Annotated in this window: 14 protein-coding genes; 5 read left to right on the top strand and 9 right to left on the bottom strand. The window is 69.3% G+C overall.

Annotation, left to right across the window (positions count from 1 at the left end):
• Positions 1-26 precede the first annotated feature (26 nt).
• The gene (dnaG, locus tag GSI01S_RS16750; RefSeq protein ID WP_006897813.1) at positions 27-1,937 is read right to left on the bottom strand and encodes a DNA primase; all 1,911 of its coding nucleotides are present in this window, start codon (positions 1,935-1,937) and stop codon (positions 27-29) included.
• 155 nt (positions 1,938-2,092) lie between these two features.
• Between dnaG and GSI01S_RS16755 the strand changes: the two genes are divergently transcribed.
• From GSI01S_RS16755 to GSI01S_RS16765, 3 genes are all read left to right on the top strand, one after another.
• Positions 2,093-2,569 carry a DUF4262 domain-containing protein gene (locus tag GSI01S_RS16755; protein WP_006897814.1) on the top strand — a complete coding sequence of 159 codons (477 nt, stop codon included), beginning with the start codon at positions 2,093-2,095 and terminating at the stop codon, positions 2,567-2,569.
• Positions 2,570-2,634: 65 nt separating this feature from the next.
• The gene (locus GSI01S_RS16760; RefSeq protein ID WP_051999696.1) at positions 2,635-3,675 is read left to right on the top strand and encodes an ATP-binding cassette domain-containing protein; all 1,041 of its coding nucleotides are present in this window, start codon (positions 2,635-2,637) and stop codon (positions 3,673-3,675) included.
• Positions 3,672-4,511 (top strand): ABC transporter permease, encoded by an 840-nt coding sequence (locus GSI01S_RS16765; protein WP_006897816.1) that lies wholly within the window; start codon positions 3,672-3,674, stop codon positions 4,509-4,511. Before GSI01S_RS16760 ends, GSI01S_RS16765 begins: the two co-directional genes overlap by 4 nt.
• A gap of 16 nt (positions 4,512-4,527) precedes the next feature.
• On the opposite strand, the gene GSI01S_RS16770 is transcribed toward GSI01S_RS16765, so the two are convergent.
• Genes GSI01S_RS16770 through GSI01S_RS16790 form a run of 5 tightly spaced genes read right to left on the bottom strand, consistent with a single transcriptional unit; the run spans position 4,528 to position 12,637 of the window.
• Positions 4,528-7,716, bottom strand: a complete 3,189-nt coding sequence (locus GSI01S_RS16770; protein ID WP_006897817.1) for an ATP-binding protein — start codon at positions 7,714-7,716, stop codon at positions 4,528-4,530.
• Between the two features lie 49 nt (positions 7,717-7,765).
• On the bottom strand, positions 7,766-8,794 hold the full coding sequence (locus tag GSI01S_RS16775) for a FecCD family ABC transporter permease (protein WP_006897818.1): 1,029 nt from the start codon (positions 8,792-8,794) through the stop codon (positions 7,766-7,768).
• The gene (locus tag GSI01S_RS16780) at positions 8,791-9,843 is read right to left on the bottom strand and encodes an iron chelate uptake ABC transporter family permease subunit (RefSeq protein ID WP_006897819.1); all 1,053 of its coding nucleotides are present in this window, start codon (positions 9,841-9,843) and stop codon (positions 8,791-8,793) included. Before GSI01S_RS16780 ends, GSI01S_RS16775 begins: the two co-directional genes overlap by 4 nt.
• The gene (locus tag GSI01S_RS16785) at positions 9,840-11,633 is read right to left on the bottom strand and encodes a siderophore-interacting protein (RefSeq protein WP_006897820.1); all 1,794 of its coding nucleotides are present in this window, start codon (positions 11,631-11,633) and stop codon (positions 9,840-9,842) included. Before GSI01S_RS16785 ends, GSI01S_RS16780 begins: the two co-directional genes overlap by 4 nt.
• Positions 11,633-12,637: an ABC transporter substrate-binding protein gene (locus tag GSI01S_RS16790; RefSeq protein WP_006897821.1), complete on the bottom strand. Its 1,005-nt coding sequence runs from the start codon at positions 12,635-12,637 to the stop codon at positions 11,633-11,635. The genes GSI01S_RS16785 and GSI01S_RS16790 overlap by 1 nt, the downstream gene beginning before the upstream one ends.
• Positions 12,638-12,800: 163 nt before the next feature.
• On the opposite strand from GSI01S_RS16790, the gene GSI01S_RS16795 reads away from it, so the two are divergent.
• Positions 12,801-13,550, top strand: coding sequence for a helix-turn-helix domain-containing protein (locus tag GSI01S_RS16795; RefSeq protein WP_006897822.1), 750 nt, complete (start codon positions 12,801-12,803; stop codon positions 13,548-13,550).
• Here GSI01S_RS16795 and GSI01S_RS16800 read toward each other — a convergent pair.
• Entirely contained in the window at positions 13,540-16,581 is a 3,042-nt protein-coding gene (locus GSI01S_RS16800) for a hypothetical protein (protein WP_233500063.1), read from the bottom strand. The two genes, GSI01S_RS16795 and GSI01S_RS16800, sit on opposite strands and share 11 nt — an antisense overlap.
• 225 nt (positions 16,582-16,806) lie before the next feature.
• Complete coding sequence (locus tag GSI01S_RS16805) at positions 16,807-18,177, bottom strand: FAD-binding oxidoreductase (protein ID WP_006897824.1); 1,371 nt, start codon at positions 18,175-18,177, stop codon at positions 16,807-16,809.
• Between the two features lie 144 nt (positions 18,178-18,321).
• Here GSI01S_RS16805 and GSI01S_RS16810 point away from each other — a divergent pair, with 144 nt between their 5' ends.
• On the top strand, positions 18,322-19,149 hold the full coding sequence (locus GSI01S_RS16810) for an alpha/beta fold hydrolase (protein WP_006897825.1): 828 nt from the start codon (positions 18,322-18,324) through the stop codon (positions 19,147-19,149).
• Positions 19,150-19,218: 69 nt separating this feature from the next.
• Here GSI01S_RS16810 and mgtA read toward each other — a convergent pair whose 3' ends face one another.
• The gene (mgtA, locus tag GSI01S_RS16815; protein WP_006897826.1) at positions 19,219-21,975 is read right to left on the bottom strand and encodes a magnesium-translocating P-type ATPase; all 2,757 of its coding nucleotides are present in this window, start codon (positions 21,973-21,975) and stop codon (positions 19,219-19,221) included.
• Between the last annotated feature and the right edge of the window lie 87 nt (positions 21,976-22,062).

Raw genomic sequence — 22,062 nt, forward strand, 5'->3', positions numbered from 1 at the left:
GCCGATGGACACCGCCGCCGAACCGCTCAGACCGCGTCCGCTCCGGCGTCGAAGGCCTGCTCGAGCAGACTGCGCCGGTACGCTTCGAGCGCCACGAGGTCGCCGAAGAGCGCGTTGTAGCCGTCGGGGTCCCCGGCGGGCGACATCCGGCGCAGCTTCGATTTGATGTCGGCGATCTGAGAGCCGACCCAGATCTCCTGCGACCGCGCCAGGACGCTCGAGATGTACTGCGGCACACGGTCGTCCTCGACCGGGAGCGGCTCCACCGCCAGCTCGGTGACGAGCGGAGCCACCGCGGGGTCGTCGATCACGCCGTGATGGACGGCGTCCACCCAGGCGGCGCCGCCGAGACCGCTCGCCGCTCCCCCGGCCGCCGCGATCGCCTCGCGGACAGCCAGGTACGAGGGATCGGTGAAGCACTCGCCGGGCAGGGAATCGAAGACCGTGCCCGCGATGGCGGGATACTGAAGCGCCGCCTTGAGCGCTTCGCGCTGGTGCCAGAGCCGCGGGTCGTTCGGCAGCGGTCGCGCGGTCGGCGGCGGCGACATCGCCTCGGGCCGGGTGCGCGAGTTCCGCTGCCGCGCGTTCGCGCCGCGCCGGCCACCGTGTCGCTTGGCCTCGGCGCGCACGCGCGAGAGAACCTGGGCCACATCGTCCCAGCCGACCCACCCGGCGAGCTGGCGCGCGTATTCGTCCCGCAGCGCGACGTCGCGGATCCTCGCCACCACCGGCACCGTCTCCCGCAGGGCCGCCACGCGGCCCTCCGCGGTGTCGAGGTTCTGCTGGGCGATCAACGACTTGATCGCGAACTGGAACATCGGGATGCGCCGGGCGATGAGATCACGCAACGCCGGATCGCCGGCAGACTGTCGGAGCTCGCACGGATCCATACCGTCGGGCGCGACGGCCACGAAGGTCTGACCGGCGATGGACTGCTCCCCCTCGAAGGCCTTCAGCGCCGCGGCCTGACCGGCGTCGTCGCCGTCGAAGGTGTAGATCACCTCGCCGCGGAAGTACGAGTCGTCCATCATCAGCCGGCGGATCAGTGCCAGATGGTCCTCTCCGAACGCCGTGCCGCAAGAGGCCACGGCCGTGGTGACACCGGCCATGTGCATCGCCATGACGTCGGTGTAGCCCTCGACGATCACGACCTGGTGGCCCTTGGCGATGTCACGCTTGGCCAGGTCGAGTCCGAACAGCACCTGCGACTTCTTGTACAGCATGGTCTCGGGCGTGTTCATGTACTTGCCGAGGTTGTCGTCGTCGAAGAGCTTGCGCGCGCCGAACCCGATGACATCGCCGCCGAGATTGCGGATGGGCCACAGCAGACGCCGATGGAACCGATCGATGGGCCCTTTGCGGCCCTGCTTCGACAGCCCGGCGGCTTCCAGCTCGGAGAACTGGAAGCCGAGCTTCAGCAGGGCCTTCGTCATCGTGTCCCACCCGGCGGGGGCGTACCCGCAGCCGAAATGCGCCGCCGCAGTGCCGTCGAAGCCGCGTTCGGTGAGGAAGTCGCGCGCCACCTGCGCCTCGGGCGTCGCGAGCTGTTCGGCGTAGAACTGCTGCGCCGCCGCGTTGGCGGCCACGAGCCGGGCGCGCGTGCCGCGGTCGCGCTTGATCGCGGTGCCGCCGCCCTCGTAGTTGATGGTGTAACCGATCCGGTCCGCCAGCTGTTCGACGGCTTCGACGAAACTGACGTGCTCCTGCTTCTGCAGGAACGTGTAGACGTCGCCGCCCTCGCCGCACCCGAAGCAGTGGAAGTGCCCGTGATGAGGCCGGACGTGGAACGACGGTGTCTTCTCATCGTGGAACGGGCACAACCCGGTCATGCGGTCCGCGCCGGCCCTGCGCAGCGTGACATAGTCTCCGACCACGTCTTCGATGCGCGTCTGCTCACGGATCGCGGCGATGTCGCGATCGGGGATTCGGCCTGGCACGCACCCAGTCTAGGCGCCGCGCCCGAACGGGGTCGGCCGGGCGCGACTCGCCCGGCGCACCTCGCCGCTTTCTCTTGAAGCCGACTTCTGTCGGACCCGCGTCGTACAGTGACACCACCAATCGAACAAATGATCGAATCGGTCAGGAGGATGTCATGTGTGAGTTCGACCCACGGTGCGACGGCGCGGACGATCTGGTCGGCGACGCCCTCGCGCTCATCGCGGAGGGACGCTGGTCGGTGACCGGCGTGCTCGGTGACGCCGCCAACCCGCCCCTGACCTACACCACCGGGCTGACCGAGCACGGACGCCCGGAACTGGTGATGACCGGGCTCCCGCCGGATCTCGCCGGGATCCTGCTCGACCACGCGGCACGGGCGGTGGTCGCCGACCCTGGCTTCGGCCCGGGGTCCGACGTACCCGCGCGGTTGCGCCGCCCGGTCCGGTTCCGTGCGATCGACGTCATCGACGCCGGAGCTCTGCGGCTCACGCGGGTCGTCTACGGCGCCCGGTTCGATGCGATACAACTCGTCTGGCCCGACGACGACGGCCGGTACCCGTGGCAGTCCGGGTACTCCATCCCGGCACGGGTGCAACCGCTGCTCGGCGTGCCCGAATCGGAGGCCGCGTAAGCGGCGCGCGATCGGTGTAAGCCGACGACAGCGCCGTGAAAGCGCACGGGCGCATGGTTTCCGGCATGAACACATACTCCTCAACGCTCCCCCGGTCGAGCGCTTCAACCGGGCGTGACTCCGATCTCGCCATCGACGCCCGAGGTCTGGTCAAGCACTTCGGGTCGACGAAAGCCGTCAACGGCGTCGACCTCGCGGTGCCCGCAGGCACGGTCTACGGGGTCCTCGGTCCCAACGGTGCGGGCAAGACCACCACCGTCAGCATGCTGGCGACCCTCCTGAAGCCCGACGCCGGATACGGCCGGATCTTCGGCTACGACGTGGTCGAGGATCCGGTCGCGGTGCGGTCGCTGATCGGCGTCACCGGTCAATACGCGTCGGTCGACGAAGACCTGACCGCAGCGCAGAACCTTACGCTGTTCGCCCGGCTTCTCGGCAAGTCGAAGGCTCAGGCGCGCAGCCGTGCCGAGGAACTGCTCGCCGACTTCTCACTGGAGGAGGCCGCGAACCGTCCGCTGAGCGACTTCTCCGGCGGCATGCGCCGGCGTCTGGACCTCGCGGCGTCCCTGATCGACACTCCACCGCTGCTGTTCCTGGACGAGCCGACCACCGGACTGGATCCGCGCACGCGCGCGCAGATGTGGGAGACCATCCGCAAGCTCGTCGCACAGGGTTCCACGGTCCTGCTCACCACGCAGTACCTCGACGAGGCCGATCAGCTCGCCGATCGGATCGCCGTCATCGACCGCGGTCTGGTGATCGCCGACGGAACCGCGGACGAACTCAAGCAGTCCATCGGCTCGAGCACCCTGATGCTCACGCCGGCCGATCGTGACGACGCCGCGCACGTGGCCCGACTCGCCGAGCGGGTCCTCGGCGAGTCCGCGACCCTCAGCCCCGAGGCCGGTCGCATCACCGTGTCACTGCACCATCCCGACCGCGTGCCCGACGTCCTGCTCGCCCTGCGCGACGAGCAGATCGAGATCGACGAGATCACCGTCTCCAAGCCCACCCTCGACGAGGTCTTCCTCACGATCACCGGGCACTCCGAATCCGATGAGTCCGACCCGCGCACCGAAACCGACGCCGAGGAGGCACTCCGATGACCACCACCCTGACCCCTCCCTCTCCCCGGACCGCGATCAGCATCGAACAGGTCCGGACGCAGGCGAAGCGCTCCATCGGCTTCGGCGAGACCGTGAGCCAGTCGTTCTCCCTGGCCCGCCGCAGCATCATCAAGATGCTCCGCAATCCGGAGCAGTTCTTCGACGTGGTGCTGCAACCGATCATCTTCACGTTGATGTTCACCTACATATTCGGCGGCGCGATCAGCGGCGACACCAAGAGCTACCTCCCGGTCATCATTCCGGGAATCCTGGTGCAGACTGTGATCGTGACGTCGATCGTCACCGGCACGCAGCTCCGCGAAGACATGAACAAGGGCGTCTTCGACCGCTTCCGATCGCTGCCGATCGCGCGGATCAGTCCCCTCGCCGGCGCACTGCTCGCCGACGTCGTCCGGTATCTCATCGCCACCGTCATCACGTTCGCGGTAGGCATCGCGATGGGCTGGCGACCCGACGCCCTCGGCGTCCTCGGCTCCACCCTGCTGGTTCTGGTGTGCAGCTTCGCGGTGTCGTGGATCTTCGCCTTGATGGGCTGCCTGGTGAAGAAGGCGTCGGCCGTGCAGGGCGTGTCGATGCTGATCATGTTCCCGCTGACCTTCATGTCGAACGCGTTCGTGCCGGTGGAGACCATGCCGGGCTGGCTGCAGGGATTCGTCAATGTCAATCCAGTGAGCCACCTGGTGACGGCGGTCCGCGAGATGTGCAACGACGGGCACGTCGGTTCGCATGTGCTGTGGAGCCTGATCGGTGCCGCGGTCATCACCGCGGTGTTCGCCCCGCTGGCCGTGCGGGCATACATCCGCAACGCGCGCTGAGCCGATCGAACAGCCGTCAGTCGCGGCCCTCGCCGAGGATCTTCACGGTCTCGGCGAGGGCCGCTTGGCGTCCCAGACCGCCTAATCGCGCCCGGGCACGATCCCACACCTCGTCGGCGGCGCCCGACACCTCGCGCCGGCGTTCCATCAACTCCTGCATCGCGGGATAGTCGCGTCGTGCGTGCAGCCGCTCGGCGAGCACCAGCAGTGCCACCCCGCGTTCGTCGCCGGGCCGCAGTGCGCACCGCAGTGCGCCGCTCACCAGCGCCACGTTTCCTGTCTGCGGAAGGTCGTACCATCCGAGTTCGGCGATGGTGGCGCCGAGCGAGTCCGCGAGGGGCGCGACGTAGCGTTCTGCGGCCTCGCAGGCTCCGATCTCTATCAATCCCGCGGCCACCGCGCTGAGCGTCATCACCGCACCGGGATCGCGGGTGGCCAGCGGGTGCCCCGCGAGCAGCACATCACCCGCCTCCTCATATGCCGACCGCGATCGGTCGCCCGTCATCCGCCGGTACTCGGCAGTCGCGAGCATCATCACCGCGACGGCCTCGGGGTCGCCCTGCGGCGTCGGGGCGCCCGGCTCCCAGCCGTGCGCGATGGCGTCGAGTTGCCCGCGCGCCCGATCGAACTCCCCGAGCTGCAGTAACGCCGCGACGACGTACGCGCCCACCTGCTGGGCGTCGTCCTGGGCTCCGAGTTCGCGGAAGCGTCTGAGACTGCCTTCGTACAGGCGCAGACCCTCGCGCCACAGACCCTGCTGGCTGTAGAGACTCGCAGTGCTCATGTCCACCATCGCCGCGGCGAACGAGTCCGGCCGAGCGGGGAACTCCGTGAGCTGAGCGCTGATCCGCAGCGCACCGACCAGGTCTCCGCCGTTCTCCTTCATATTGAGCAGCAGGGTCAGGGCGATGGCGCGCACCACCGCCGCGTGGCCGGGAGCAGAGCCGCGCACGATCGTCCGGTACACCTCGATCATGGTGCGGCTCATCAGCAGCGCCGAGAGGAACTCCGCGGGATCGTCGAATGTGTGCTCCGGGCGATGCAGCCGACGCAGCCGAGTGCGGACTCGGGCCGTCGACCGCTGACGCCGGCGCGGAATGAAGTGCAGGGCCGCGGCGATCAGCGTCACCTGCCATGCTTCGCGCTCGGCGTCGTCGAGATCGAACGGCGGCACAGGCAACGCGTCGACGATCCGCTCACCCCACGACTGCACCTCCTGATGCAGCCCGCGGCTCGACCAGAATGCGCTCAGCACCGGGAACACCGTGACGATCGTCGGCCACGCGGGCGCGCCGAGTTCCACGGCCCGCCGCAGCACCCAGACGAGATTGTCGGCCTCGCGGTCCACTTCGGCCGCCAGGTCGCGATCGGCCTCGACGTCGTATCGGGCGCGGATGTCGCGGCAGAGCTCGCGGGCCCACCGCTGCATCGCGTCGACCACCTCGCCCGTCGCTCCCGTCTCGGTGAGTCGCTGCTCACCGAACTCACGGACCATCTCGAGCATCCGGAACCGGGCGCGACCGCCGGCGTCGTCCACCTGCAGAAGTGACTGGTCGGCGAGCGAGGCCAATGCGTCGTCGAGCGCGATGCCGCTGGTCCCGGTGACCACTGCCGCGGCCTCGCGTGAGAATCCGCCGGGGAACAGGCACAGCCGCGCCAGAGCCGCACGGGCGCCCGGGTCCAGCAGTTCCCAGCTCCAGTCGATGACGGCATACAGCGTGCGGTGGCGGTCCGGTGCCGTCCGGTCGGTGGAGCGGAGCAGCTCGAACCGTTCGGCGATGCGCTCGGCGATGTCCTCCACGCTCATGGTCCGCACACGCGCCGCGGCGAGCTCGATCGCGAGCGGCAGCCCGTCGAGATGTTCGCAGAGTGCCGCGACGGTCGAGGGTTCGAGCTCCACGTCGGGGCGTACCGCACGAGCGCGCAGGGCGAACAGTTCGGCGGCCGGAGAACGATCGCCGGCGACGCCGAGCACGGGGAGCTGATACACCTGCTCGGCCGGAATCAGCAGCGGAGACCGGCTCGTGGTGAGCACACGCACACCCGGCTCCGCGGCGATCAGCGAGTCGACCAGTGCCGCGCACGCGTCGATCACCTGCTCACAGTTGTCCAGGATCAGGACCGACTCACCACCGCGCAGCGCGTCGGTCAACCGGTCCGACAAACTGCCGGACACGACGCGCGGCCGGGCATTGCTGCCGAGCTCCGACTCACCGACGCCGAGGGTCGCGGCCACCGCCGCGACCACGTCGTCACCGTTGCGGACGGCGGCGAGCGGGACGAAGTACACGGCGGTCCCGCGCTCGCTCAGGCGACGGCCGACCGCATTGGCGATCCTCGTCTTCCCGACGCCGCCCGGCCCCTGCACGGTCACCACCCTCCGATCGGACAGCAGGCTCTCCAGCGCGGCGAGGTCGTCGGCCCGCCCGATCAGCACGTTGCCGTCCTCGCGCAGTCCCACCCGCGCGCCGGTCGGCCTGCGCCGCGGCACGGCCACGGTCGGCGGCTGCGCGGCCAGCAGGTCCGCGTTCAGTGCCGTCGCCTCCGGTCCGGGGTCGACGCCCAGTTCTTCGGCCAGGGTGCGCCGGAGCCGGGCGAACACCGCGAGCGCCTCGTTCCGGCGTCCGCGGCCGGCCAGCGCACGCATCAGCAGCAGATAGCCGGGTTCGTCGAGCCGATCGGCGTTCACCCGTTCTCTGGCGAGTTCTTCGGCGACGGCGTAGTCACCGGTCGCGAGTGCGGCCTCCGCCGCCGCCTCGTCGATCCGCCGGCGCACCCCGTCGGCCAGGTCGGCGAGTTCGCGCGCGAGGTCGCCCCCGCCGAGGTCGTCGCCGGGCGTGCCGCGCCAGAGAGCGAGCGCGGCATCCGGCCGACCGGCCGCGGCCAGTCGCCGGGCCCGCTCCAGATCGGTGACCACGCCGGTGAGCCGGTACCGGCTTCCGGTGCCGTCCAGACTCGCGCCGCCGAGCAGCCCGCGCAGGCGGGAGACCTGCGTGTGCAGAGCCGGACCCGGCGATTTGGGCGGCTGATCGCCCCACACCTCGTCGATCAGGCGGGCGGCCGGCACCGCTCGGCCCTCGGCCAGCGTCAGGGCCACGAGCAACCGCCGGGCACGTTGGCCGGGCACCTCACGGCCGTCGATCGTCACCGGTCCGAGCACACCGATCACGGTCGGCGCGCTCCCGGCGCGGTCGTCGTCAGGCACTCGGTCAGCGTACCGACAAGACCTCGACACGATCAGCGCAGTCACCGTCTCAGCGCGCCGACTCGCGCAGCAGCAGCCAGATGAGGTACAAGCCGCCGACGGTGACGGTGACCACGCCGACCGGCGGACGCGCGCCGGCGAGCAGATACTGCGCGATCAGATCGGATGCCGCGAGCACCACGGCGCCGACCAGCGCCGATCCGGTCAGACTGAGCGACGGTGCGCGGCACAGCCGGCGCGCGATCTGCGGAGCGGCGAGTGCGATGAAGGCGATCGGCCCGGCGACCGCAGTGACGATCGCGGTGCTGAACACCCCGACCAGAACCATCAGGAGCTTGGTGCGTTCGACATCCACTCCCTGCGCGGCGGCCACGTCGTCACCCAGTTCCAGTTCCCGCATGCGGTGCGCGATCACCGGCAGAACCGGAAGCATGAGCGCGACCGCGCACAGTGTCGCGACGAGCGGAGTCCACGTGATCCCGCCCAGACTTCCCGCACCCCAGATCGCCGCCTGCAGCGCCTCGTCGAGGTCGGCGCGCACGCTGAACCAGTGATTGACCGAGGTGAGCACCGCACTGACGGCGATGCCGACCACGATCAACCGGAATCCGGCCATTCCCTGCCTGTACGCGAGGACGAAGACTGTCAGTGCGGCCAGTGTGCATCCGACGACCGCCCCGGCCGCGGTGGCCGCATATCCGGAGCCGCCGGCCATCAACACCACGATCACTCCGGTGTAGGCACCTGAGTTGATGCCGATCACATCCGGACTGCCGAGCGCGTTGCGGGTGATGGCCTGGAACATCGCGCCGCTGATCCCCAGACAGGCGCCGAAGAGAACCGACGCCAGAGCTCTCGGCGCCCGCCAGGAGAACACGAGTTCCTGCTTCCTCGACCCCTCGCCGCGCATGAGCGCGAGCAGGTCGTCGAAGCCGAGGCCGCTGCGCCCGAGAACCAGGGCGCCGACCAGCAGGGCCCCGATGAGGATCAGAAGTGCCGAGTTGACCACGACGGCGCGCCGGGTCACGCGCAGACCGATCGGCCCGGCGAGCACCTCCACCGTCCGGTGCGCGCTCATAGACGTCGCGTCCGTCGGACGAGCCAGATCAGAACCGGTGCGCCGAACAGGGGCGTGACGATCCCGACCTCCAGTTCTTCAGGCCGCACCACCACTCGGCCGAACAGGTCCGCCGCCAGCACGAGCACCGGCCCCGCCAGCGCAGAGAATGCGATCACCCACCGTTGGTCGGCACCGACCAGCATCCGGACCGCATGCGGCACCATGAGTCCGACGAACGCGATCGGTCCGGCCGCCGCCGTGGCCGCGCCGCACAGGAGGACCAGCGAGACCACCGCCGCGGCCCGCGTGAGCCCGAGCCGGGCGCCGACCGACCGCGCCACGTCATCGCCGAGAGCCAGCACGTTCAGCGAACGTGACGCAGCGAGGGCAAGGACGAGCCCGGCGACGATGAACGGCGCGACGAACGCCACCGTGCCTGGCGGCCGGTCGGTGATACTGCCGACACCCCAGAACCGCATGCGCTCGAAGCGGCTGGGATTCACCAGCGAGAGGCTCAGACTCAGTCCGTTGAGGACCGCGGTCAACGCGACCCCGACGAGCGTCAGCCGCAGTGGCGTGGCTCCGCCGGGACCGCGCGCGGCGATCGCGGCCACCAGAACCGCCGCCACCACGGCGCCGACCATGCCGAGCCACACGAACTCGGAGATGGTCGTCAATCCGAGGTACGCCACGCCGACGGCGACCGCGAGGCCCGCGCCGGCGTTGACGCCGAGAATCCCGGGATCGGCGAGCGGGTTACGGCCGACTGCCTGCATCAATGCGCCCGCCACTCCCAGCGCCGCTCCGACGAGCAGTCCGAGCAGTGTGCGCGGCAGGCGCACGTCCATGACGGTGATGTGGTCGATGGACTGATCGCGGTCGGTCAGCGCTGCCCACACGGTCGAGAGCGGCAGTGCCGCTGAACCGACGGCGAGACTGAGACCGCAGATGAAGACCAGCACGGCGGCCACTGCGATCAGCGCCGCCATGCGTCCGCCGATCCGGCGCTCCGCGGGTTGCCGCCGGCCCTGATCCGGCCGCACGGCCGTCTCGGTGCCGCTGTTCACTCCGCGGGCTCACACACGAGCGCCGAGACTCCCCACCCCAGCGCGGCCTCGTCGACGACCCGCCAGCCCGCATCGCGCGCGAGGCGACCGAGTTGCTCGCGGTCGCGCGGTGCTCGTCCGACGAGGGCCAGCGAGAGAACTGCGTCCTCGGCGACGCGCGGACTCAGCGCGTCCGGAGAAGTGGATTCGACGATCACCAGCCTGCGCACCGCGGGCCGCGGAGCCGCTAGCAGCGCCACCGCCTCCTCGTCCTCGCAGTGCGCCAGCGCGCACGCCGCAATCGCCGTCTGAGCCCTCGGCCAGTCGTCGGTGAACAGGATGTCCCCGGCACCCGCGGCCTCCTCGAGGACGGCGCGTGGCGCGCCCTGAGCGACGACGGTGGGCACCGCACCGGGTCCGATCGCGCCCGCCGTCCGCAATCCCTGCGCGAGGGTGACGGCGCCGGGCCCGAAGAAGACCGGCGATCCGGTCCACAGCGCGGACAGCGCCGCAAGCGCAGGGATCAGGAACTGCAGGCGCTCGGCGTCCTCGATGAGTTCGGCGTACACAGCCGCGTCCGACGCGGCGAACCGAGCGAAACTCGTGCCGGTGCGGCGGCGCCACGCCGGCTCAGCCGCCGGCAGACACTCAGCCAGCTCGGTCAGCGCCAGGATCTGCTCGGCGCGTACGCCGTCGAACTGCTCGCGCGCATGATCGTCGGTGAGGAGAACGTCGCCTCTCTCCCCGACTGTCAGCGCCGTCCCGTCGGCGCTCAGCACCCGGCACGCGATGAGCAGGTCGACGAGCGGGGCGAGCCGCTCATCCGGAATGCCGAGACGTCGCGCGAGCCCTGCGCGACCGATGCGACCGGCGTCCACCGCCTCGATGAGTCCCAGTCGCAGGGCCGCTCGGACCGCGAACCAGGTCACCGGCGATTCCACAACCGCCGGTCCGGCGGTCGGCGCGCCGTCGTCCGCGGCGGCCTGCTCCGGGACGAGCTCGCGCAGATGCCAGTATCCGGTGATGTCGACGTCCCGTTTGGGCACCGCGAGCTCTCGCTTGACGTACTTGCGGATCGGCAGCAGGCTGCGGCTCTCCCCGGCACCCCAGATGTAGGGGGCACCGTCGAGCGGCACGATCCCCGCGACGGCATCGGCCAGAGCGGCGCCATCGCCCGGTTCAGCGCACACCCAGGTGATCTCGTCGTCCGGGCCGACGGGAAGGACCTGCTGTGCGACGGGGTCGGCGACGGCGAGGACGGCTCGGACCGGCCCCGGCACCGGTCGTTCCGTGAGGAATCGGCGTACTGCGGGCAAACCGGTCTCGTCTGCGACCATCAGCGTCCATGTCGCATTCGGCGGCACCACCGTGGACGACTTGGGCCCCACGATCCACAGGTCGTCACCGGGTCGCGCGGCGGCCGCCCAGGCCTCGGCGGGCCCCACCGCCGATCGGTCCCCCGAATCGCTGTGAACGACGAGATCGAATGCGATGGTGCCCGCGTCCGCGTCCACCTCGACCGGCGTGTAGTCGCGCGACTCGCGCACCGGCGACGCCGTCCACTCGATACCGTGCGCGCGCTGCACCGGCAGCGCGTCGGCGATGTCGCCGCCCGGTGCGAAGATCAGCTTCACATGGTCGTCGAACCCGGGGCTGGCGAAGGCCGGAAAGAGGACACCGTCACGCTCGAAGGCCCCCAGTTCCTCGCCGCCGAGCCGCACGCGCCGCAGCCGCGGGTTGACGAGCTCGTTGGACTCCACGACCAGCCGTCGCAGGATGATCGGCAGCGGTGTGAGCCGCGACTGAGTCATCAGTGCTCCTGTCCCGGACCCGCTCCGCCGAACATACCCTCGACGATGTCGAGCATCGCCATCGCCTCGTGGTAGTCGCTGCGTTGCACCCAGTACGGAAGGTCGTGTGCCTGCTTCTTCTGGAAGGCCGGCAGTGCCGCGTAGATCGGCTGCTTGGCGAGTTCGGCGACGGAGGTGACGTCGGCGTTGAAGCCCAGGACGAACACCGTGTCCTGATTGATCCACTGGCCCACCTGTTCGGTCGAGAGCGCGAAGCTGTCGCCGCCCGGGGTGTACGGCTGGAACCGGCCCGTCGCGAACAGCGGTGCGGGACGGAAGCCGAGCTTCGCGAACTCGGCGGGCAGCCCGCGCGTCTCGATGGGCACGTACACGTCTCCCGCCGCGGTGAGCGACAGGAAGGTGATCTCACCCTCGGGGACGGTGATCTCGTCGCGGACTTCGGCGACTCGCTTGTCGTAGGCCGCCGAGGCCTCGGCGAACTTCTCCGGCCGGTTGAAGACGTCGTCGGCGAGGAACTCGTATTGGTCGCGCCACTCGGTCAGATCTCCGCTCACCACGACGGTCGGCGCGATCTTGCTGAGTTCCGGATACGCCGCGGTGGCGTGCTTGAGCGGAAATCCGAGACCACCTGCGACGATGAGATCGGGTTCGGCCTCCAGGATCGACTCCATGTCGAATCCGTCGTTGCTCCAGGGGAGGAAGGTCGTGCCCGCCTTCTGCGCCTTCTCGGCCCACGCGGCGTTGAACTCGTGCTTGCCGTCGGTCACCTCGGGGGTCGTCGCAACCACCGGGACGTCCATATCGAAGAGATAGCCGGCCAGGGCGTAGTTGAGCAGCACCACCCGCTTCGGTGCCACCGGGACGTCCACCTCGCCCTGGGACGTCTTGACCGCACGAGTCTGTCCAGACGCATCGCCCCCGGACGTCGAACAGCCCCCGAGCGCCAGGGTCAGCACGGCGACCACGGCCAGCATCGTCGCAGGCAGTGCACGAGATCTGAGCATCACTTCCACCATCTCGGTTCGGCGCGCGGGAGACGGCCCAGCGCGCACATCTTATTAGGCAAGACTAAGCTAATGGACCGAACGACCGGATTCGGTCCGGACGTGACACGATCTGCCGACCAACCTGACATGCCGGTCGCCGACACGATGAGAGGTGTGAACGATGGCCGAACGCGTACCGAGCCGCCTCGCGACCCTGGTCCCCGACGCCGCTCCGAAGTTCCTGGGGCACGGAACGCACAGCCACCACCTCCCGCACCTCATCTACGTCGCGGCCGGTTCGGCGACACTCGACGTCGCCGGTGAGCAGGTATTGCTCGCGGACCAGGAGGCCGTGTGGCTGGCGGCCGACCTTCCGCATTCGGCGCGCTACTCCCCCGGCAGTCTGGTCCTGGGCCCGCTGCTGTCGCCGACGACCACCCCACCCGAGCCGGTGCATCGGCTCGGCTCGGTGCCCGCTCTCACCGCCGTGATGACCGGTGTGCTCGGGGCAGCGCCCTCGACCGCAGAACAGGTCGCGGTGTTCCGCGAGGCGATCGAGGAGGTCCTTGCCGGATTGAGCGGCCCGTACTTCGCCCTGCCGATGCCGCGACATCCGGTGGCGGCCGCGATCGCCGTGGAGGCACCGCTGTCGGCACGGCCGCTCGACGAACTCGCCGACCGGCACGGAACGAGCGTCCGGCACGTCCAACGCCTGTTCGTGTCAGAGACCGGGACCCCGTTCCGGCAGTGGCGAGTCCGCGCCCGGCTCAACGTGGCGATCGACCGCCTGCGCGCGGGCTCCTCCGTCCGCCGCGCAGCGCTCGCGGCCGGCTACGAGACCGCGTCGGGCCTGCAGAAGGCGCTGCGGCGTGAGGCCGGCGTGGACGCCGAATCGATTCGATCCGTTCGCCGCACACGACTCACTTCTTAGCGCGCACCCGGTCGAGCGCGTCCGAACGCACCGCCACCGCATTCGCGATCAGCAGGTCGGCGGCCACCATAGCCGGACAGTAGTCGGCCAGCGTGGCCCACATCGCGCGACCTTCGTCGGTCAGCACCGGCTGCTTGAGCCGGCCGTACGCCTGCAGGCGCCCGATGGCCGCGAACGCCAGCGATTGCATCGAGAGCAGCATCCAGGGATTGCTGATCGTGTCGACGCCGTCGAGCGCCTCGTTGCGCGCGGCGATCAGGTCGTACAGTTCGGGCGAGGCGCGGCGTACATCGCGCAGCGTCTTGTTCACGTACCGCGGCGCCTCCAGGCTGACCGGATCGGTCATCCACTCGGCGCGGCGATGGAAGGCCTCGATGGTCGCCGCGGTCCGCATGTCGAGATCGACCAGCGGGCCGGGAACGATGCGGAAACGTTCGAACAGCGACTCGACCTGCGCCCGTGCCATCGCGTCGACGGCCAGCACGTTCCGGTCGAAGACACCGGTCCGCGGGTCCTCCATGCGGCCGGTCGCGATCACCCGGAGCAGATCGTCGCCGCCGCGTGTGGCCAGGTAGGACTGCAACTCGTCGCGCTGCGGACTGGCCGGGTCGACGATGGCCGAGGTCGCGAGGAGGCAGCTGACGTACGGGTTCGGGTGGGCGCCGTCGTACGGCTCGGGTGCGGTGAACACGCGCTCGGCCAGTCCCGACCGGATCAGCAGCGCCGGGATGCGCGAGGGCGCCACCGGGCTGTCGCCGAGGGCGATGAGCGAGGCGGTGGGGTCCGCGGTCAACAACTCATCGGCCGGAGCCCCGACCGCCTCGATCGGTGCCGCATCGGGGGCGGGCGCCGCCACCTCCGCGGCCCGGACGGTGTCCAGACGCAGCCATTCGGCGGTGAGGGCGTCGGCGCCGGCTGCGGAGTCCGCCACCGGCGCCTGAGATGTGGACGCCGAGCGCGCCACGCGGGCCACCTCCGCCTCCTCGGAATCGCCGTGCTCATCCTCGATCAACGCGACGAGGCTGCCCCGCAGAAGCCGTTTAGCGGCGTCGACGACCGACCTGGCCGCGAGGGTGAACTCCGTACCCGCGCGGGAGTCGGCCGCCCATTCGCGGACGATGTCGCCGTCCCCGTCCAGCAGCGCGAACGACACGTCCACGGCGCCGGGCACCCGGACGGTGAGACGACCGGCACCGGCGTCGTCGACGCCGATCGTCGGCAGTGAGGTCTGCCAGGCCGATGGGTGGCCCGGATGCTCGAAGCGGATCTCGGCGTGCGGCGGACGGATCAGCAGCGGCAGATCGTCGTCGCCCGCATGGACGGTCGCGACGCGTTCGGTGTCACCGGGACCGAACGCCAGTTCGCCCTCGTCGATCTTGAGTCCGGTCTCGGCGACGAGTTCGCTCACCGATTCCGCGAGTCCGTCGGCCTGCGGCAGTCGGACGACGGGATCGTGGGTCACCTCGAGCCCTTCGGCGAGCACCACCGTCAGTCGCCGATCGAGTCCGTACGAGTCGCCGGCGGCGATCTCGAACCGTCCCACCAGGGGTTCCTCGAGACCGTCGAACGGGTCGGCCGAGGTCACGTAATCGGCAGCGGCCCACGGATAGTCGATCAGCCAGTCCAGGTCGCCCGCTCGCCGCACGCGCACCCGCCACTCCTTGGTGTCGTCTCCGTCGTGCGCGGGCAGATCCACCAGCGGGCGTTCGCCGTAGACGGGATCGCCGTCGGCCGTGGTGCTGACGCCCGCGATCGGCTCCGGGAGCGCGTAGGCCGGCGACTCCACCGGCAGGATCCGGCGCGTGCGCCCGGCTCTTCCATCGCGTTTCAGGGTCAGTTCGGTGTGCCCGGCCAGGTCGACGGTCCGCAGTTCCCAGCCCTCCCACGGGGCGGGCACGGTATCGGTCACGGCGATCTTCCTCCGTGTGCCCGAGACCAGGTCGGCGTCGCGCGGCACCAGGACGAGTACCTCTCCCGCCGGCAGCGGCTCGAACCGCGAGATGCGACGGCCGTCGTCGGCGAACACGATGATCGGGTCGGCGGGATCGAACAGAGGTACCGAGCGTCGCACGCCGGTGTCGAGCCGGATCAGGACGCTCTCGCGCACCGCGACGCCGATCGGAAGTGCGATCGCCTCACCGGCCGGGACCGCGAGTTCCTCCGGGGCGTCGCCGGTCCACACCCGCCACACCGCGGCGTCGTCCCGCGCGGGAACCACGATCCGCACCTCGCCGTCGATCGCGTCGAAGCGGAGGTCGGGCGCGCGATGGCGGCACAGGTCGCGCGCGGCGGCATCGTCGTTCAGGAAGGGAGTGCGCCGCACTCGGTCGAGCACCGATTCGAGCATCGCCCGCGGGAGATCCGCGGTGCCCGGAGTGATCGCGTCCGGCGTCCAGGTGTCCGGATGCACGACCGTCGCGAGCAGAAGTTCGCACAGGCGATTGAGGAGACCGACGGCCGCCTCGGGGGCATGCTGCAGCAGCACGCGATAGTCGGCGGGCAGGGCGCGGCGCCGGTGCTCGAAGCACTGCTCGGTGAGGCGTTCGAGAACGGCGACGCCGGTGGGCTCGTGCCCGGCTGCCACATGATCCTCGATCACCCCCACGAGCGCGTCCACCGTCGGCACGGTCGGACCCGCGTGGAGCTTCAGCAGCGGCACCACCGAGCTCTCGCGCAGCGACGGCACGTCGCGGAGTCCGCATTCGCGCAGCAGGTCGCCGATCAGCTGTCCGACCACTGTCTCGAACGCCGGATCCCGATCGCGGCCGATGGCGTCCCAGAAGTCCGGCCAGTAGTCGCTCTTCGGGTCGGTCCGCAGCGCCGCGTGACCCACCAGCCCGGCGAGGGTCAGAGCGGGGAACCGCATCAGCAGGGCGATGTACGCCCCCGGCGGGATCTCCCCCATCAGGGCACCGATCTGGCCGCGGGCGCATCGATACTGTCGCGCGTCGAGGTCCGCGTCCAGTACCAGCCCGTCGGCGGTGAAAGCGTTCCGCAGCTCGGCTTCGAATCCGGTCGCACGATCAGTCACCGAAGTGGTCATTCGAGCGTTCTCACCACACCTTTTCGCAACGTCTACCGACCCCGGGGCAGGGCCGCACCAATGGGTGGCGATCAATTGGGGAGGCCACCGAGACAGACGGACATTACCCGGTGCCGAGAGCTTTCCCCGAACCCGCTTCGAGGTCTGTGTCCATGTTCACGCGGGCTTGACGAACGCCTCCCGGACACGCTCACCGTAAGTCGACTGATGGCGCTACGAGAGCATCACGCCGGGGTTCAAGAGCCCCTTCGGATCGACGGCCGACTTGATCATCTCCATCAGGTCCATGACGTCGTCGCCCACCTGGTCGCGAAGCCATCCCTTCTTGAGCCGGCCCACACCGTGTTCGCCGGTGATGGTGCCGCCGAGCGAGATGGCGAGGTCCATGATCTGGCCGAAGGCGCGGTTGGCGCGAGCTGTCTCCTCCGCGTCGGCGGGGTCGTGAACGATCAGCGGATGGGTGTTCCCGTCACCCGCGTGGGCGATCACCGAGATCAGCACGTCGTTCTCGGCTGCGATGGCGCCGACGCCGTCGATCAGATCCGGCAGGGCGGGCAGCGGCACGCCGACGTCCTCGAGCAGCAGCGCGCCGATCCGCTCCACCGCGGGGATCGCCGCACGCCGCGCGGCCGTGAACGCCTCCGACTCGACCGGATCCGACGTGGCGAAGACCTCGGCGGCCCCGCAGGCGCCGAAGGCCTCCTCGATCAGCGCCACCTCCGCCGCACCGGCGGGTCCCGGCGCGTCCGACTGCGCCACCAGCAGGGCGCCCGCGTCACGATCGAGGCCCATCTTCAGCATGTCTTCGACGGCGTTGATCGAGACGCCGTCCATGAACTCGAGCATCGCCGGCCGGATCTGGGACGTCACCGTCAGCACCGCCTCGACGGCCGCCCGGACCGACCCGAACGAGCCCACGACGGTGCAGGCCGGAGCCTGTGGCGGCAGCAGTCGCAGTGTCACCTCGGTGACGATGCCGAGCAGGCCCTCGCTGCCGACGAACAGCTTGGTCAGTGGCAGGCCCGCGGAGTCCTTCAACTGCTTGCCGCCGAGCCGGAGCGCCCGGCCGTCGGCCAGGACCACTTCCAGGCCCAGCACATAATCGGTGGTGACCCCGTACTTCACGCAGCACAGCCCGCCGGCGTTGGTCGCGACGTTGCCGCCGATGCTGCAGATCTCGAACGACGACGGATCCGGCGGATACCAGAGACCCTTCTCGGCCGCGGCCGCCTTCACCTCGGCATTCAGCATTCCCGGTTGGGTGACGGCGGTGCGGGTCGCGGTGTCGACGGTGAGCTGCCGCATCTTCTCGGTCGAGATCGTCAACGCGCCGTCGACCGCGGTCGATCCGCCCGACAGGCTCGTTCCAGCGCCCCGGGTGATGATCGGCACGTCGTGGGCCGCCGCCCATCTGACCGCCGTCTGCACGTGCTCGGTCGTCATCGGCCGCACCAACGCTGCCGGTGTCCCCGCGTCCGGGTCGTTGGCGCGGTCGTATCGATAGGCGCTCAGCACGTCGGGGTCGGTGATCACCATCCCGCGGGGCAGCGACTCGATCAACGACGTCAGGTCCGGTGCAGTCATGGGTCCACGATAGGCAGCACCGGAGTGTGCGGACCGGTGAACGAACCCTTGACCGGGCCTCGGGCACCACATAGCGTTCGGCAGAGAGAGTTTTTCCGTTACCCGCGGTTACGTAAATTTCCGCGGCTTGCCTCGGGAGCAGTCATGGAAACCTTTTCGCGAGCCGGCTTCACCTTCGACGTCGCCGACGCGGGCACCGCCGACAACGGCACAGTCGTTCTGCTGCACGGCTTTCCGCAGACCTCGCAGTCGTGGACCGGAGTGTCGGAGCGATTGAATCAGCGGGGCTACCGCACCATCGCGCCGGACCAGCGCGGCTACTCTCCCCGCGCCCGTCCGCGCAGGCGAGTCGAGTACCGCATCGGCGAACTCGTCTCCGACATCGAGTCCCTCATCATCCAGTCCGATGCGCGGCAGGTGCATCTGGTCGGCCACGACTGGGGAGCGCAGGTGGCGTGGATGCTGACCGCCACGCGACCGGACCTGGTCGCCACGCTCACCACCGTCTCGGTGCCGCATCCCGCGGCCTTCCTGAAATCGATGCTGCACAGCGACCAGCTCCGCCGCTCCTGGTACATGGCCGCCTTCCAACCGCCCCGCCTGCCGGAGCTGCTGATCGCCCGGAAACCCGAGTTCTTCGACCGCATGCTCGCCTCGACCGGCATGGACGATCAGATGATCGCCGACACCCACCGGCAGATCATCGACTCGGGGGCACTGACCGGCGGCCTGAACTGGTATCGCGCGCTTCCGTTCGGCCGCCCCGGCGCTCTGGCGCGCCGCATCACCGTGCCGACCACTCACGTGTGGGGCGCAGGCGACACCGCGTTGGCGCGCCGCGGCGCCGAGCTGGCCGGAGACTACGTCGACGCCGACTTCCGGCTCCGGATCCTCGAACACGCCAACCACTGGATCCCCGAACAGAACGCCGCCGAACTGACCGAGATCATCCTCGACCGGATCGAGAACTGAGAACTGTAAAAACTTTGGCTCCCGGAACGGTGTGAGAGACCGTTCCGGGAGCCAAAGTTTCTGCCGCGGTCAGATCCACGCACCGTATCGGCGCACGAACATCCGCTTCGCCACTTGCGTCACGACGCAGTACCCGACCAACGTGACGATCAGCCACGGGAAGTACGACCACGGCAGCGGCACCAGACCCAGGCCCTGACCGAAGCCGGTGAAAGGCAGGACCAGTCCGAACACGCAGACTGCGGCAGTGGCGAGCACCACCGGGAGTCCGGCCCGGGACTGGACGAACGGAACTCGGCCGGTCCGCAGCAGATGCACGATGAGCGTCTGCGAGATGATCGACTCCACGAACCAGCCGGACTGAAACAGCGCCGCGTGAACCGGTGAGTTCGCCGCGAAGACGAACCACATCAGCGCGTAGGTCGTGATGTCGAAGATCGACGACAACGGACCGATCCGCACCATGAACCTCCCCAGTCCGCGGCTCTCCCACTTGCGCGGACGCGCCAGGTCCTCCGAGTCCGCGCGATCCCACGGCAGAGTGAGCATCGCGAGGTCGTAGGCCAGGTTCTGCACGAGCACCACGATCGGAATCATCGGGATGAACGGGAGCAATGCGCTGGCGACCAGCACCGAGAACATGTTGCCGAAATTCGACGACGCCGTCATCTTGATGTACTTCATGGTGTTCACGAAGGTCCGCCGGCCCTCGATCACTCCCGATTCGAGAACAGTCAGGTCCTTCTCCAGGAGAATGATGTCGGCCGATTCCTTGGCGATGTCGACCGCCGTGTCCACCGAGATTCCGACATCCGCGGTCCGCAGAGCGGGCGCATCGTTGATGCCGTCGCCCAGGAACCCGACGGTGTGTCCCCGCGTCCGCATCGCCTCGACGATCCGCGCCTTCTGCGTGGGGTTCACCTTCGCGAACACACTGGTGCGCTCGGCGAGTTCGGCGAGCTCCTTCAGGGACAGGTCGTCGATTTCGGCGCCGCTCACCACCCGCCGGGCGTCGACGCCGACCTTCCGGCAGACGGTGGCGGCCACCATCGGGTTGTCGCCGGTGATCACCTTCACCGCCACGCCGCGTAGCCGCAGACTGGTGATCGCCGCCGCGGCCGAGTCCTTCGGCGGGTCGAGGAACAGCAGGAACCCGACGAGCGTCATGCTCGCCTCGTCGTCCTTGGTGTACTCGTTCTCGGTGAGACCGCCCTCGGGGTGGTCACCGCGTTCTGCGACGACCGACCGGACGGCGACGGCGAGCACGCGCATTCCGAGCGCATTCTGTTCCGCTACCAGATCGTCGAGTTCGGTGCGTCGCTGGACGGTCAGCGGCAGTTCGGTCCCGTCGCGACGTTCGGCGACGCACCTGTCGAGCAGTTCTTCCACGGCCCCCTTGGTGACGATCAGGTGCGACAGTCCGTCGTCCACCACCACCGACAGCCGCCGGCGCTCGAAATCGAACGGAATCTCATCGACGAGGGTGTACTCGCGTTCGATGCGGCGCACGATCCGCGAGCCGGCCGAATCGAGCACCGCATCGTCCAGCAGATTCCGCAGCCCCGTCTGAAAGTGTGCGTTGACCGCCGCGTACCACAGCGGATCGTCACTGTCGTTCGCCGTGACGTCGATGTGCCGCTCCAGAACGATGCGGTCTTCAGTGAGCGTTCCGGTCTTGTCGGTGGCCAGCACATCCATCGCGCCGACGTTCTGGATGCTGCCGAGCCGCTTGACGATCACCTTCCTCCGCGCCATGAAGTTCGCGCCCTTGGCGAGGTTCGCGGTCACGATCAGCGGAAGCATCTCCGGCGTGAGTCCGACGGCGGTCGTGACGCCGAACAGGAATGCGGTGGTCCAATCCTTGGTCAGTCCGTTGATCACGAACACCACCGGCACCATCACCAACATGAACTGGATCAGCGTGTAGCTGACCTTCTTGATCCCGACGTCGAAAGCGGTCTCCGGTCGCTCACCGACGATAGCCTTCGACATCGAGCCGAAATAGCTGTTCCTTCCCGTTCCGAGGACGACGGCGGTGCCCGATCCCGACACCACGGAAGTGCCCATGAAGGCCAGGTTGGGGGCATCGAGCAGGTCTGCTGCCGTCACCTCGACGACCTGTTCGGCGGTCTTCTCGGCGGGCAATGCCTCGCCGGTGAGCATGGCCTGGTTGATCTGGAGGTCGTTGACCGCGATCAGCCGCACGTCGGCCGGGATCATGTCGCCCGCCGCGAGCCGGACGATGTCTCCCGGCACCAGGTGCTCGACCGGGAGTTCCTCGGTCACCGCGACGCCCCGCCGGTTCCGGGTGACCGCCGCCGTCGTCCGGACCATCGCCTTGAGGTTCTCGGCCGCCCTCCCCGACCGGTACTCCTGCCAGAACCGCAAGATCGCGCTGACCAGGACCATCGCACCGACAGTGACGACGCCGGTGTAGTCACGGCCGCCGGCCGGATCGGCGAAGACTACATCGGTGAACACCATCACGACGGCCAGGAATACGAGGATCGCAATGAAGGGGTTGACGAAGGCGCGAGCGAATTGCACGACCACCGGCGCGGGCCTGTCATGATCGAGTTCATTGGCGCCGTAGCGGAGTCGGCGTGCACCGACCGCCTCGTCGACGAGGCCGTCGAGCGAGGTCGACTGCGCGGAAAGCACCGCGTCTGCGGTGCCGGTGGCGGCGTCGAGCAACGCTTGCACGCGCGTGGAGTCGATGGTGCTGGTCGTGGCCTGCCGGCGCACGTCGGCGCCGGATGGCCGGCTGCCGTGCGAGTGCTCGGCGCGTCGGCCGAGCACGTCCAATGGAGTGCTGAAATTCTGCATGAGGAATCCCCGGTGATTCGGGCACGACGGAGCCCCGCGCTGCCTGGGGCAGCGCGGTTCTCCACGCCAGTGCGCGGTGAAAGGAAT

The organism is Gordonia sihwensis NBRC 108236, assembly GCF_000333035.1.
GTDB classification, from domain to species: domain Bacteria; phylum Actinomycetota; class Actinomycetes; order Mycobacteriales; family Mycobacteriaceae; genus Gordonia; species Gordonia sihwensis.